Consider the following 13,713-nt stretch of genomic DNA (forward strand, 5'->3'; position numbering starts at 1 on the left):
TAAGAGATCCTCATCACGCCCATCTGCTTCTTCCCCAGATATCAGACCTCGGGCACGGTCCAGCCTGCGCGCTACCACAAAGGCAGCATCCAATTCGCTGCAATGAAGCACTTTCATAATCGCCCTGCGCTCGGCCTTTTCCTCTTTCTCCGTCATACCCAGCGCCAGATAGACACTGGGTGGCACTACCCGAAACAACGCCTCCACTTTTTTCGACAACACCACGCCTTCGGTGTAACAGCCCGGGAGTTTGCTGGCTGACAGCAACACCGATTTTTGTTCTTCAGACAGCTTTTTAAAACGCGCTATCTGTTCGACTTCATCCGGCGGCATGGTCAGACACAACCACCACTCCGCCATATTCAGCATTTTTTCCGCACTATCCGGATAGTCCGCCAAATTCTGAGTCGCCAGCCACAACCAGGCGCCCAGTTTTCGCCACATCTTGACCACTTTAGTCATGTAGGGCGACAACAGCGGATTAGTGGTCAGTATATGCGCCTCATCCACCACAAAATTAATTTCCCGGTCCTCAAACTGGTCACGCTCCGCCCTATTGTTGATGGTATTGACCAGAGACACCATCGCCAGCGACATCTGGGCACCATACCCTTCACGCGCCAACGTACCGAGGTCAATCAGCGTCACATCGGCTTCTGGCCAGGGGGTTCCCGGACGATTAAACAATTCTCCCTCAAAACCACTGGTGAACATTGACATCGCCCCCGCCATCTCTTCGGCACGGGCACGACGCTGTTCGGTACGCAATGATCGCCCCTGTTCATCCCGCCGGCTGTCCCGGGCAATCACAGACAATGCCTTTTGCAGATCTTCCGCTATCATCTGTCGGCCATCGTCAACACTCGCTTTTGCCGCCATCATGATAGCTTCGCGGATCATGCCCCTATCCGCCCGCGTCAGACGCTCCTCCTCTTTTTTCTCCCCGCCGGTGATCATCATGCGGGCGGCAATTTCCATTTCGCCCAGAATATCGCGCTGCTCATCGTCCCCGTCGTCTTCAATTTCCTCCGCCGACTTTTCACCCGCCAAATCCAGCTGAGAAGATGCCATGTGAAGCAATTGGTGGGCATCAGCAAACAGTGCCAGACTGACCCCACAGCCCGGTTTAATGCCGATTTTGTTGACACTCAGCCCCAGGCGTTGACAGTAATCAGCAAACAACCCAAAACTGTTGCCCGCTTCCGCCACAAATAATCGGGGACGGTGCACCGCCATCAGCTGCGACAGGTTCGCACAAAGCGTAGCCGACTTCCCCGCCCCGGTCGGCCCGAACAGCAACAGATGCGCATTCTGGGTACGGTCATGTTTATTTTGCGGATCAAAGGTCAGCACATCACCGCCCCGGTTAAAAAAGCTCAGACCCGGGTTACCGGTGCCGGTCGCCCGCCCTGTCACGGGCAACAACCCAGCCACATGCTGCACCCAAGTCAACCGGGTATACCAGTGATGCTTGTCTCGTTGCGGGTTAAAACACATCGGTAAGGCACGCAGATAACCGTTTAACGGTGCCACATCACATTCGGGTTTGACCGGCTGCAACCCCGAGACCAACAGGGTTGCGGCCAGTTGCTGATGCCGACGGTTCAAATCGTCAACATCAGCCCCCTGTAACAGAAAGGTCAGTGCAGAACGGCACAGTTTATGTCTCAGCCCCAGATGTGCCTTAGCTTCTTTTACGTCTGCGCGTACTCGCCCTGATTCAGTATTTTCTCCCACTGCATTTTTTGACAACCGGTCAAAATCCTGTTCCAACCTATCCTGGGCCGGTATGACAACGGTCAGTGACACCAGGGTACCTGAGGGTAATAAATCCATCAGCGCATTAATATGTTCACCCCGGGCCATTTCACCGGTCAGCGTTCCCGGCTCTGGTGGGCGACGCAGCCGTTCAACCGGTACCGCTCGATGAGCAATATTATCAAACCACCATATACCGTTTTTCACGTCAGAACGTGGCGGGGTAAACCACAAGGTTTCCGTGAAATCATTATCTGGCTTCCACTCACCAGCCTGTGGGGTCGCATAACTAGCTGCCTGATACAACGCCGCTTTGTCTATCCAATCTGGACCAGGATTGAATAATCGCAATAACCAGTGATGAACCTGTTCACCATCTTGTCGTTCACACAAAATGCTGGCGCTGGCCAGCGAGGCCGTTAGTCGGTTACAGACCTGATTAAGCAACGCTGCCAGTGACAGAGCATCCTTCTGGCCTGCCGGGACCCAGCGATAAACGACCATTCGGGTACGGCGTTGCTGTCCTCTCCAAGGTTGACCGGTGACCAATGTGTCGTTAAACAGCCCTTCAGGCCGGGCAATGCCTCGCAGATGACGTTCAGTCTCAGCCAGCCACGTTTCGGTAAAGGCTGTGCCCTGTGCCCAGGGCTTGATATATTGACGAAGCTGCGTCAGCGATGACGACGAGTCATCTTCATCCTGACAAAAAAACTGTACCACCCAGGGAGAAATATCTTCTTCCTCCAGGCTGTCCTGCAACGCATCCTCCACCTGGTCACGGATCTCTTCCAGACGGGCAGCGGTGCGTCCTTCTGTCGATACCGGAGAAACCGTATAAACCGCCCCGACAGAAAGACCATCATCCAGCAACAAACACTTCTCATCATCCAAATATTCTGCCCAAGGCAGGTAATCAATGATAGACGGCCAAATGTCATACAACGCAGCTTCATCCGTGCTCGTCATTTTGCCGGGACGCCTCAAAGGTTCACGCCCAACAACAGTGGAAGACGACGGTAGTATGACCTCAGTTTCACCCAAAACTTCCGATAGATGACTCCGTTTACGCAAGCGGGCTTTATTCAACAGCGTCCACATCACAATGCCCCCGTCCGTTCACCCGGCAGGGCGTACTGCACCTGACTGTAAAACGAAAACACCGTGCTATATCCCGGCACCGGCGAGTTTCCCGCCACCAAATGGGGAAAGAGATACATCACCATGTCCGGATTGGGTAGCCGTGGGAAGGTTTGACTGATTTCATTTTCCTGTGTCCGACTGTAACTTTCAGTGTAGTCCAACATGGTCTGCTGCTCCCGTTCGTTCAGCCCCCGGCGCAGCACTTGACGGGCTTCCAGCGTGGTCTGTGACGACGCGGCTTTTCCCTGCCACAATGCCAGCATAGTCTGGTCTCCCGAGGGCAACATGTCTTCTTTGGACGTGCTGCAACCGGTCAGGACCGCCGTCACTACGAACAGGCAAACCCAACAACCTGATTTCAATCTGACGCTGCACATACCGGCTCCACAGATATGCATTTTCTCAGTCCAGCCCATCACTGTTCTCCTGTCCCAGGCTAAAGGGGTATTTCACCTTGCGCCCCTGTGTTTCGTAATCAATCGGTATTTGTTGGGTAATATGTACCGCCACGCTGGTTCCCGGTGGCACATAGACGGCATCAAAGGTTTGGCCGTAACGGGCTTTGACCCATTCCGACACCGCCTTCAATCCTCCGGCCGCAGCTTGTCCCAAAACCGCTTTACCGGCATCCCCGGTCAGTGATGACGTCGCACCGCCATAACCGTTAGTCTGGGTGGTAAGCTGGCTCTGTGACAGCACATCACCGGCTGCTGTACCGCCAGAAAGCGCAAATAAGGTTGGCAAGTAGCTGGCTGCATTGGATTTCCGTGTCCCGCTGATACACGGAATACCACTGTCGTCAGACAACCAGCCAATACCGCCGCCGCTATTACCCTGAACGTGATGGTTGCCATTGGTGCGATGATCCGATTTCGGCACAGTTCTGACGGTGCCGTCTGCAAAGACAGAAGTTAAAGAAGTGACATTGCCGCGCACGCAAGACAAGGTCCAATCACCGGTCGCTGTACCCGAAACAATCGCCCCTTCCACGTCCGGCAGTTCAATGCCGTTGGCAGTCAAGTTATCTTTACCTATCAGTATCTTAAAAGGATACGGGTCAGTGACTTTGTCATTCACCGGCACCCGGCCTAATAATGCGGTCATCGCCTGGCTGCCGACCAGCGTCGTATTTTCGGGCAGGGTATAAACGGGCCGGATAGCCTCGTTTGTATGACCCTCGGTAATGGCTTGCTGATTTTTAGTCATACCGTCGTATGCCAGTTTCTGACGGCTCAATGCATTGTCCTCCAGAAATGACACGGGAAAACGGGGAGTCGCTGGCTGACCGCTCATTGCAACCTGTGGGTCAGCCGGTAACGCATCCTGTGGGGTAATCCAGACCAGCCTGTCCCCGCCTGAGGTCGTATTTTGGCCGGTATCGTCCAATCCTAATCCCAGCGGAATCTCACGCTCAACCAGAGGGGAGTTTGTACTCATACCTTTATTGCCTAACTGACGGGTTAGCTGGTCAAGCCGGTTAAACAGCGTTTGCTGCTCCGCTTTCAGTACCTGCTGTTGCTTTTCTGTCTCCTCACGGGTGCCCGCTACCGCCTGGTTAATTTGGTCAGTCATGCTCTGACTCCCGTTTCGCCATTTCTCATTGTCCGCCAGTAATTGTGCGTTTTGTTTTTCCAGCGCCGCCTGCTGAACACGGATACTGCGCAAAGCACCAATCAGCGTACGCAATGTGTCTTCCGGGGTGTCTCCCTCAATCCCCAATGCCCGCAGCTCCCCGGGGGACAGTTCCGCCAGGGCCTGATGATTCACTGTCTGGCTGACAGGAATCTCTGATTGCCGACAACTCTTGATACCCACCGCCAGTCCCGCGATAACAAAAATAGGCACCACCCACTTCACCAGACCGTTTGACTTAATTTGCATGGGGATTTCCTTGTTGCTTCATCGGCGTTTTTGACCTCACCGGTTCTGGCAGAAAGGCACGGGCAGGCCGACCTTTCACCACCAGATAGACGGTAGTCGTGTCTTCCGGCGTGCCTGACGGTCCCAGCCAACGATGCTGAAAGGTCGCTGCCATGAATTGCCCCTGTAACCTGCGTGGATCAAGCACCACGTTCTCACGGTGGGTGTTACGCACTTTCAACGCCACCACAGCGAGGTTATCCACCCCCCAGCCCCCTAACGGGGAGACTATCACCGGCGCAGAGGGATACAATGTGGTCAATCGGGCCGGCAGTGCCAGTGATACCGGGTGAATGCCGGGAACAGCTTCCACTGTACGTAACGGCGCATACAGACTCTGTGCGGCGTAACGGGTCAGGACCACCGGCAGCGGAGCCGTGTAGGACGGTTTTTGACGCCGGGCGGCCTGACGTTCACCGGCAGGAGAGGGAGACGTTGCTGACGTGTTATCCCCTTTGGCACCGTAGTGAACCTGGTCGTTGTCCGTCAACGTGGTCACATCCCCGTGGTACACTACACGAACCGGCTCAAGGGGGCTTTTTCCATTGGTGGCGGTCACATCCAGCAAAATCATTTCACCACTTTCCACATCCTGAAGTTGCAGTCGGGTCTGAACAAACGTTTCACTCGGATACAAATACACTGCACCACCGGTACTTTGTACCCGCAATTTGCCATTCAACATCCCGGGAAAACCCACCCGGACATTTTTATCCACAAAAACCACCCGCTCCTGCCCAACATGCAGGGCAACCGGCAGCGGGATACGCTCCCACTTCATCAACTCCACGGCCTCAACGGGCGAAACCATGACCAGTCCAGCGAATAATAATGCGGTCAATGCCAATAACTCGACGAGTACCTGTTTTTTCACTGGAATACCCCCTTTTTCGCCGGTGCCGGCGGCGAGGCTGCTTCCAGCCGCTGCGGTGTGCTGTCATAACAATCCAGTGCCAGACCGAACGGGTTACGCTCTGCATCCCCTTGCCAACGGGTGACTTTCAGTGGGTAACGTACCAATGCCCGTTTGACCGGCTCAGCGTGAAAATATTCATCGGCGACTAAATCTAACCGGATAACCCAGTTATCCCGGTCTTTTACCATCACATTGCTGTCACGAAAGCCCCGTTCCGGAATTTCATACACCACCCGCACGCGATCTTTTAGCTCACCCACTTGTGACCGGTTTTGAACATCCTGTTCCAGCAATGCCTGACAGGAAGGGGTCAAATAAGGAGAAAGCGCGGCTATTTTCGCCGGGTAATCGACTTCCCCGTCTTTCGGCCAGGCATTCAGTTGCTGAAAAATGTAAAAGCCAAAGGCATAGACCTGGGAGACCGGTACTTGCCACCACGGGCGAGTACTACCACTACGGACATCCGGCGGCGTATAAATGGTTAACTCTCTCGGCACCATCATCCAGCCACTCAGACTCAGTAACAACAACAAAACCAGCACACCACAGGCCGCGCGTAACGTCAGGATATGCTGGTCCCGGTTTTGAATCGCATGACGAAAACGGCTCATAACCGCCCCATCCTGATCATTACCCGGTGACGGCGGCGCAACGACCAGCGTTGTGATGTGACAATCAGTGACGGATCACCCAGACCATAGCGCCGCTTTTTCACTTCCAGTTGCCGATAGAGGTAATTCTCTGGTTTACCACGCTTCACCCGAGCCAGGTATTTGCCGCCAAAGGCAATCAATAATAATGGCGCAATCAGGGCCACCGTCGGTATCATCACCCAACCCGTTACCGGTGTCAGTAACAAGCCAATGACCGTGCCAGCTATCAGTCCCGTTAATGCCGTCCAGCCCAGTTCTGGGGTGGTAAATCCCCGGAACACCACAGGTTCGGCGTTAAGACGGTCAGGTAAAAAACGAATCGTCTGCACCATACTGACACTTCCCTGGGGTTAAAAGAGAATAGAAGTCGATTTGCCCAGCAGCCAGATAACCGCCACTAACAGCACCACGCCAACCACCACAATCGCGCCAAATTTAGTCCAGGAAGCTCTGTCACTGCGAACTTCAGAAAAAGTATGGATTGCCGCTGTCGCCACATTGATAAACGCGATCGCGGCAACGACCAGCCCGCCTATCACGATGCCGTCCTGCAAGTAACCTTTGACGGTATTAAAAATGCCACCGCCACTCCCGCTGGAAGGCGGTTCAACCGTTGGCAATGCCGCTGTCACGGGTTGACAAACCAGATAAGCCAGCACACTGAGTGACACGGCACAGGTATTGATACGGGCAAACAGGCGGAACAGTGACTGACATCCCCGGTTTAACAGATCCATTTCCTTTTCCCTTTTTTCCATTACAGGTTAAAAAACCGATTAGCTGGCAAACATCCAGATAACCATCACCAGCAACAACGCCACACGAATGACAAAACGGGTCATCGCCGCTTCACGGACCTTTTCATTGGCCCAGCCCTGCCAGACGTCCACCATTCCCCATGCCGCCCAGAGAAACAGCACCGCTATCAGTAAACCGATACAGAGAAATTGCATCACATGGGGATCGAGATTGCCGGAAGCCGCCCTGAATGCATGGCGTTGTACCTCGTTCACCGTATTCGCTCCTGACGATACTGACCGGTCACATCCAGCGCAGCCGCAGAAATCCCAGGTTGGGCACGGGAGGGGGTCAGATAGCGGTTAATGCCTTCACGGACAATATTGAGGTCCCGGTTAACACGCAGATAATCAAAATAAAAACGGTCTGCCTGACCCTCCTGAACGGCCAAAACCCGGGCACGCTCCAAACTGGCCTGCACCTGGTCAAGCTGTTTGAGTGTGGTGGCCAGCTCATCTTTTTCCCCGGCCAGCACAGGCCAACTCATTAGTATCGTCAGGACAAAAAGACTATGGGAAAACAAACGGAAATAAACCATAGCATTACTCTAAATCTGCGTAGATATATACATCAACAGAGTGACGAAAAAGAGTAACGATTACAGTGAATAACTGTTTATCTGATTTTGAAAATTTTAACTATTTGAACTTAGGGTATAAAACTATAAACACCCCATCTGGTTGATAAGATAGAAGGCAATTTTTGATAGAAACGGTCATGGATCAGCTCAAAAATATTTCTCAGATAGCGCATTCAAGACACCGCAGTCAGCTCGGTTTTTTATTGGAAATCGTCGCTGGCCTAATTGCTTATACATTCTAACCTAAAAAATCAAGCTTGAATTTACGAGATTGTGATATCGCTATTTTTAAACGAAACCGAGGTTAATTAAAACAAAGTACCGGATAAAAAAACAACACCTTGTCAATAATCTGAAGAAAGCCCGCTCTGCGGACTTTCTCCCTTAAAGATGGAAAGCTACGCGCTTACCTGTTGGAAGAGTCACATCAAGGCTTAATTCACCGCCTAATGCTTTCACATAGCGCTTAAGTGTTGATAACCTTGGATCATTGTCAGCTTGTTCCATACGAGCAACGGAAGGCTGTTTGACCCCCATAACAGCGGCCAATTCTGTTTGTGAAATTTTTAGCTCATCACGCAGTTGGCTAAGAGCGATCTGGATACTGGCTTCTTCAACCCGTTCCGCAACTCGTGCCTGCATTTCAGGACTTTCTTTAGCCAACAGTTCTCTGTAAGTAGCCATGATTATTTCTCCAGTTTCGCAAGATGTTTACGGTACTCGGAATCAGCCAGCCGGATCATATCCTTATAGAAACGTTTCTCATTTAATCCCGTTTTATCGCCAGCACACAAAATAACTGCGCAGCGGGTAGGATCAAACGCAAAAAACGCTCTGATAGGATTACCAGCATGCTGTACACGCAGCTCCTTCATGTTGGGGAAATCAGAACCACTCAATGTATCAACATATGGTCTGCCAAGTTTTGGGCCGAACTTTTCCAATACCCCCATAGCTTCATAGCTTCATAGACTGACTCCCTTAGAGCATTTTCCTGAGCCAGGAACCACTCATCAAAGCACTCTGTCGTTATGACTTCCCACATATCGACTCCATAGCCTATTTGTTATAATCAAGAATATAACGTATTCACTATAATTTCAACCATAGCGGCACGATTTTATATTCTCTTTTCAACCGAAAAAGCCGAGTTTGAATTTACGGGGTTCTGAACTCGCTCTTCTTAAGCAAAGTTGAGATTAACTAATGTTAGTTTGCATTTTGATGGAGGCACTAGAACAAAAAAAGTCAAATGTTGAAGGGTGCTGATATGAGACGACATTTCAGCTATTTTATTTATTGCCTGCTGCTTATGTTTATAATGATCTTCCGTTCGCTGTAATACGCTCTTTTTTAGATTTATTATTAGCCTATTTGTTTCACTGTAAGCATAACCTTTCCTAGCTGTATATTCCCCATAAAAGTAACAAGTGTCGTCCTCTGCAAGATAGTAGTGATCTCTACGACTCAATTTATCAATTATTGCAAGACGGTAAGTCACAGATGTTCCCTAATATCCTCATAGTCTTTAACCCTTATAGCCCCTAACGCTTCATATTTTGTCGGCCAGCTAATTGAAGTATTCTTGAAACAAGATTCTAATATAAATAATTTTCTGCCTTGATTCAAAGCCGCTCTAGCTTGCGTCATCGTTCCTGAGGTATCCGATGCCTCAACGATAATAGTCGCTTCAGATAATGCTGACATAGTCACATTGCGCTCAGGAAAAAACCGACGATTACTACGGTAATCTTGCTCAATATAACGTTTAAATGGTACCTGGCTAATTAGCAAATAACTTTCTCTAATTGCCTTTTGGAGCTCACTATTCTGTCTTGGGTAAATATGAGACAACGGAGTACCGATAACCGCTATTGTGTTTCCTCCCAACTCCAACGCAGTCGTATGAGCAACAGTATCGACTCCCTCAGCCAAGCCAGAAATGATAGTAAGCCCATCATTTACAAGACATTTAACTAGCTTTCTTGTTCTACAGCGACCTTCATCAGATATCTTTCGTGAACCGACGACAGCCACACACCGAGTATTCACTAAATCCCACCAACCTTGATAATAAAACAATTCTATTGGGTAACGAGCATCTCTCAATTTATCAGGATATTCGCTAGCTCCGTGCACTCTAATACCTAAATGCTCCACAGAATATTTATTAAGAATATATTTCAGTGACTTTTTGACAGACTCTCTTTTTTCTTCGGGGACGAGTTCAGATGGTATAGTACCATTAGGTGCTTGCCGAAATTTATTAGCAATAGTTTTAAATGTAGTGCCCTGCTCAGTCCACAACGCTTCATATGCCGCCATCTCCTCAAATGGAGATATCGCTCGTTCGAAAGAATCTGAAGATCTAAAATCAAGTTGCAGCATTTTATCCGTTCCCAATTCATAGCATAAAAGGTTACTAAGAACACCTACTACAGTAACTGCCGAAGAGGCAGTGCAAAAACAGGCTAAATGGTTAACTGAGTAAATGCCATTATTTTTTCTTTTTACTCCAACTACGCCCTACCGGGAGTACGCCTTGCCACAAATAGAGCAACAAGGTTCCGGAAAGCCCGTATCGGCAATTGTGCCACAACCTGTGGCACAATTGCCGTGGGGTCACAACATTCTGCTGATTGAGAGGATAAAACCGAGCGATTCTGGTATGCAGAACAGACCCAGAAACATAGAGCCGAGACTCCCTGCTTCATATCATCAAAAGCAATGCCTATGCCCGGCAGGGCTCGGCTGTCAGCAACTTCAAGAACCGGTTACCCGTATCTTAATCGGAGCTGATACAGCAGCCCCTGAAAGATCCCTATGTTTTTGATTTCCTCACCCTATCAGAACCCTTTAAAGAACGTGAGCTGGAAACGGAGCTTCTCAAACACCTTGAAAAATTCCTACTCGAACTCGGTAAGGGCTTTGCTTTTATGGGGCGATAATATCGTATTACCGTAAGCGAACAAGATTATTACATTGACCTGCTTTTTTATTATCTGACTTTAAGGGCTTTTGTTGTGATCGAGCTGAAACGAGGAGAGTTCAAGCCTGAACATGCCGGTAAGATGAATTCCTATTGCTCGGTGGTCGATGAGAAGCTACAACATTCCACTGAAGCCTACCATAGGTTTGATTTTATGCCAGACCAAAGACCAGATACTGGCCGAATATACCTTGCGCGGTATTCAAAAGCCAATTGGAGTTTCGGATTACGAGTTAACCTGTACATTGCCAGGGGACTTAAAATCCAGCTTACCAAGCATCGAGGATGCAGGAAGCAAAACGCAGTCATTATGGGGAGTAACCAATATACTGCTGAGGAAATGTTATAGCCGTTGGCCTCATATTGGAGGCCATCTTTCTACAATATGTTACCTATCACGCAGAAAGGCTGTAGAAAAGTTATCATGCAACTTGTGACTTTTAGACAATACCTCACGAAAAGCGTGTTCAATTGCCTCTTCTGAATCTAACAGATAGAGTACCTTATCATCGTACTGACACCAGAACCCATCTGTACACATAATTATTACCTCGCCAGGAATACGTCTGTCGATTTTATAGCAGAGATGATGCTTACTGTCTTTTGACACAAATTGCGTGACGCGGTTTCTCAGCGGATGCGTTCTTAATGTCTCAGCAGGGGATTTTCCCCGTTCAACACACCGTTGGGCCAGCGTATGGTCAACAGTACGCTTCTGCATTGAAGGCCAGTAAATGCGAGTATCACCAAGCGACATATAGCGATAATACTCTTGATCGGAAACGATAATGGCAATACTTGCCTTACCAGGATAACCGTCATGCGCATTAAGAATTCGGTTGATTTCATAGCAGATGCTATCACTGTCCAGTCGGGCATACTGAATAGTTGCAAACTGCTCACCAAGATAGTCAACATAATGGGGGGAGCTTCCGCAATAACTGAAACCGTCTATCATGATTGATACTGAATGTGTGTCAGTACGGAAATGAAAGAAACGATCCAGTTGTTCTCTCCTATTCCCTTTGTTGCTCAGTGCTAAACACTTAGTCAGCATATCTCCCATCCTGTGGTATGCTCCCAAGGTAACGCACGATAAAATAGCCTGATCCGCTCATAGGCCGTGTCGAAGTCTGGCAACATCCCTTCGATCTCAGCAGTCAACGTTTGATACTCACGCTCGGAATGTTGTTTGATATCTGCACGATCTAATGTTGCAGGGTTTACGACGCCTGGTTCAAGGCGACCGACCGATTTGTGCAGTAATGAAGTTAATATCGACAACATTTCAACTTCGTCAAGTTCAACATTGTTAAATAAATAGTTCAAATCATAAATGTCTTGTCGGCGAGAGCGGTTGCGCGGTACTTGTTGGATGATAGAACGGATTTTTTCTGCGATGAGGTCGGTAAGGCTGTAGGCACAGATTTCATTCTCATCCGTTAAGGTGATGTGATCAACATGCAAACTGTCTTCATTCAGGCTGTAATCAATCTTAATCGTGTTAGGACACTGTTTTTCACGTAGCCGTTTCATTTCTCCGCGACTTGTGTTTCTGGCGTATCCAATTTTTAAGTTAAACGAGGGGAACGTGGCTTTCTCATATTGGTTTTTGGGTTGAATCACAACGGCTTGAACCGCACAGGTGACCTGATAGGGAAGCTCTCCGGAAACGATAAGCAGTGATTCATTGAGCTCTGCGAGAAACTCTTCCTGGTCAATATCAGCCAACTTCATTGCCGTAGAAAAATCAATATCCTCAGTAAAACGGCTACTTTGATAACGGATCCCTAGTAGCAACCCACCTTTCATGATCATCTTGGGTTTAAGATAGTCGCTGGACGCAATGGCCTGAAGAACGATATGAACTGCCTGTCGAAAAGTGATCCTATCCTTCGATGCTTCTGCAACCCACTGCTCAATTGAGTATTCCATATGCCACTTTTTCTGTTCTAAAGATTGAGAGATATGCACCAGACTTCTGAGTACACCTCTTTGTACGGCTGCGAGGCCACTAATTTCCGACTTCCACCACGTTGAACCGACCGCTTCCAAGTGTCTATCGTTCGGTGTTTAAGGTGACAAACGTCTTCCAGAATATAGCCCGCTCTGGCTTTATCAATGGAGTTTCCATCCTTCTCAACGGTTTTTACAATTAAAGGCAGATATTCTTTTGCATACTCTTCAAACACCTCCATCACATGCATAAAACCGCCACACATTTCAGGCTTTTTGAGCATATCAAGAAAGGTCTCACCAATATTAGTCACCCTTATCCCCCCTGAACTATAGAGCTCTCGCTTCATCACGAAGTTTTTCTTACTATGAATGAGCAACTCCTTGCCATCGATCTTCCCTACGGATGACACCTTCTTCGGCAGCAAAGGATAAATATCACTGATACCTGGAAACTCTTGAGCGAGTTGTTCATTTAGCAATTTTTTGGCCTGTGCTTGAGAAGATTGGACTAAATGTACGATATGAGGAATACGATCCGTTATGCCATGCCATTCCATTGCCGTCAAATAGGCCAAATAGGAGTAAGGAGTTGTACTACAGGCAATCTGCTGTGCGCTCGCCTGATCCTTGTTACTGATTTGGTAAACCACTCCCTCAATCACAGGAGAAAGAATTCCTTGAGTCTTTAAGTCACTCAGTGTGATATCCAGGACTCTGCTATCCGGCTCTGGAGCTGATATCTTCCCAATCCGTACACCCTCAAATGATTTATCACGGTATAAGGTGTAGATAAACCTGTTGAACTCATGTAATCCGATCGCTGGGTTATCATACTTGTTGAGTAATGTTCGCCGCAGAGCTTCCCGAAGAAGAATAGTTTCATTCATCATTGTAAGGCTGCCTATGTATAAGTCCTTAGGACTTATACATAGGCTGTCGTAAAAAGTCAAATAGTTATTTTCCTTGATGCTCATATAACTCAATGAAATTAAGCATAATA

Annotated in this window: 14 protein-coding genes and 3 pseudogenes; 2 read left to right on the forward strand and 15 right to left on the reverse strand. The window is 48.8% G+C overall.

Features of this window, described 5'->3' with window-relative positions; genetic code table 11:
- From ACGF7G_RS13850 to ACGF7G_RS13890, 9 genes are all read right to left on the reverse strand, one after another.
- On the reverse strand, positions 1-2,859 hold a 2,859-nt coding region (locus tag ACGF7G_RS13850), incomplete at its 3' end, for a conjugative transfer ATPase (protein ID WP_387466219.1).
- On the reverse strand, positions 2,856-3,275 hold the full coding sequence (locus ACGF7G_RS13855) for a TIGR03751 family conjugal transfer lipoprotein (protein WP_133814224.1): 420 nt from the start codon (positions 3,273-3,275) through the stop codon (positions 2,856-2,858). The genes ACGF7G_RS13855 and ACGF7G_RS13850, both read right to left, overlap by 4 nt.
- A 25-nt stretch (positions 3,276-3,300) precedes the next feature.
- Complete coding sequence (locus ACGF7G_RS13860) at positions 3,301-4,779, reverse strand: TIGR03752 family integrating conjugative element protein (RefSeq protein ID WP_387466221.1); 1,479 nt, start codon at positions 4,777-4,779, stop codon at positions 3,301-3,303.
- Entirely contained in the window at positions 4,769-5,629 is an 861-nt protein-coding gene (locus tag ACGF7G_RS13865; protein WP_387466259.1) for a TIGR03749 family integrating conjugative element protein, read from the reverse strand. Before ACGF7G_RS13865 ends, ACGF7G_RS13860 begins: the two co-directional genes overlap by 11 nt.
- Before the next feature lie 59 nt (positions 5,630-5,688).
- Entirely contained in the window at positions 5,689-6,345 is a 657-nt protein-coding gene (locus ACGF7G_RS13870) for a PFL_4703 family integrating conjugative element protein (RefSeq protein ID WP_387466222.1), read from the reverse strand.
- Positions 6,342-6,716: a TIGR03750 family conjugal transfer protein gene (locus ACGF7G_RS13875; RefSeq protein ID WP_387466261.1), complete on the reverse strand. Its 375-nt coding sequence runs from the start codon at positions 6,714-6,716 to the stop codon at positions 6,342-6,344. Before ACGF7G_RS13875 ends, ACGF7G_RS13870 begins: the two co-directional genes overlap by 4 nt.
- 21 nt (positions 6,717-6,737) lie before the next feature.
- Positions 6,738-7,124, reverse strand: coding sequence for a TIGR03745 family integrating conjugative element membrane protein (locus ACGF7G_RS13880; RefSeq protein ID WP_011145431.1), 387 nt, complete (start codon positions 7,122-7,124; stop codon positions 6,738-6,740).
- 39 nt (positions 7,125-7,163) lie between these two features.
- Complete coding sequence (locus ACGF7G_RS13885; protein WP_387466224.1) at positions 7,164-7,400, reverse strand: TIGR03758 family integrating conjugative element protein; 237 nt, start codon at positions 7,398-7,400, stop codon at positions 7,164-7,166.
- The gene (locus ACGF7G_RS13890) at positions 7,397-7,723 is read right to left on the reverse strand and encodes an RAQPRD family integrative conjugative element protein (RefSeq protein ID WP_387466226.1); all 327 of its coding nucleotides are present in this window, start codon (positions 7,721-7,723) and stop codon (positions 7,397-7,399) included. Before ACGF7G_RS13890 ends, ACGF7G_RS13885 begins: the two co-directional genes overlap by 4 nt.
- Positions 7,724-7,878: 155 nt before the next feature.
- On the opposite strand from ACGF7G_RS13890, the pseudogene ACGF7G_RS13895 reads away from it, so the two are divergent.
- Positions 7,879-8,007 (forward strand): annotated as a pseudogene (locus ACGF7G_RS13895) (transposase); the annotation flags it as partial.
- A gap of 142 nt (positions 8,008-8,149) precedes the next feature.
- On the opposite strand, the gene ACGF7G_RS13900 reads toward ACGF7G_RS13895, so the two are convergent.
- The 3 genes and pseudogenes from ACGF7G_RS13900 to ACGF7G_RS13910 all read right to left on the reverse strand — a co-directional run bounded on the left by ACGF7G_RS13900 (position 8,150) and on the right by ACGF7G_RS13910 (position 10,153).
- Entirely contained in the window at positions 8,150-8,449 is a 300-nt protein-coding gene (locus tag ACGF7G_RS13900; RefSeq protein ID WP_058588837.1) for a helix-turn-helix domain-containing protein, read from the reverse strand.
- Positions 8,450-8,451: 2 nt separating this feature from the next.
- Positions 8,452-8,810, reverse strand: a pseudogene (locus ACGF7G_RS13905) (type II toxin-antitoxin system RelE/ParE family toxin).
- 452 nt (positions 8,811-9,262) lie between these two features.
- Entirely contained in the window at positions 9,263-10,153 is an 891-nt protein-coding gene (locus ACGF7G_RS13910; protein WP_387466229.1) for a DNA-processing protein DprA, read from the reverse strand.
- 422 nt (positions 10,154-10,575) lie between these two features.
- On the opposite strand from ACGF7G_RS13910, the pseudogene ACGF7G_RS13915 reads away from it, so the two are divergent.
- Positions 10,576-11,191: pseudogene (locus tag ACGF7G_RS13915) on the forward strand (DUF1016 domain-containing protein).
- On the opposite strand, the gene ACGF7G_RS13920 reads toward ACGF7G_RS13915, so the two are convergent.
- From ACGF7G_RS13920 to ACGF7G_RS13930, 3 genes are read right to left on the reverse strand one after another with little or no spacing between them, the layout of a single operon-like run.
- The gene (locus tag ACGF7G_RS13920) at positions 11,143-11,811 is read right to left on the reverse strand and encodes a PP2C family protein-serine/threonine phosphatase (protein ID WP_387466230.1); all 669 of its coding nucleotides are present in this window, start codon (positions 11,809-11,811) and stop codon (positions 11,143-11,145) included. The pseudogene ACGF7G_RS13915 and the gene ACGF7G_RS13920 sit on opposite strands and share 49 nt — an antisense overlap.
- Positions 11,805-12,689 carry a nucleotidyl transferase AbiEii/AbiGii toxin family protein gene (locus ACGF7G_RS13925; RefSeq protein ID WP_387466263.1) on the reverse strand — a complete coding sequence of 295 codons (885 nt, stop codon included), beginning with the start codon at positions 12,687-12,689 and terminating at the stop codon, positions 11,805-11,807. Before ACGF7G_RS13925 ends, ACGF7G_RS13920 begins: the two co-directional genes overlap by 7 nt.
- Positions 12,690-12,706: 17 nt before the next feature.
- Positions 12,707-13,603, reverse strand: coding sequence for a hypothetical protein (locus ACGF7G_RS13930; protein WP_242688814.1), 897 nt, complete (start codon positions 13,601-13,603; stop codon positions 12,707-12,709).
- Positions 13,604-13,713 lie beyond the last annotated feature (110 nt).

It is taken from the genome of Photorhabdus sp. RM323S, assembly GCF_042879375.1.
GTDB classification, from domain to species: domain Bacteria; phylum Pseudomonadota; class Gammaproteobacteria; order Enterobacterales; family Enterobacteriaceae; genus Photorhabdus; species Photorhabdus tasmaniensis.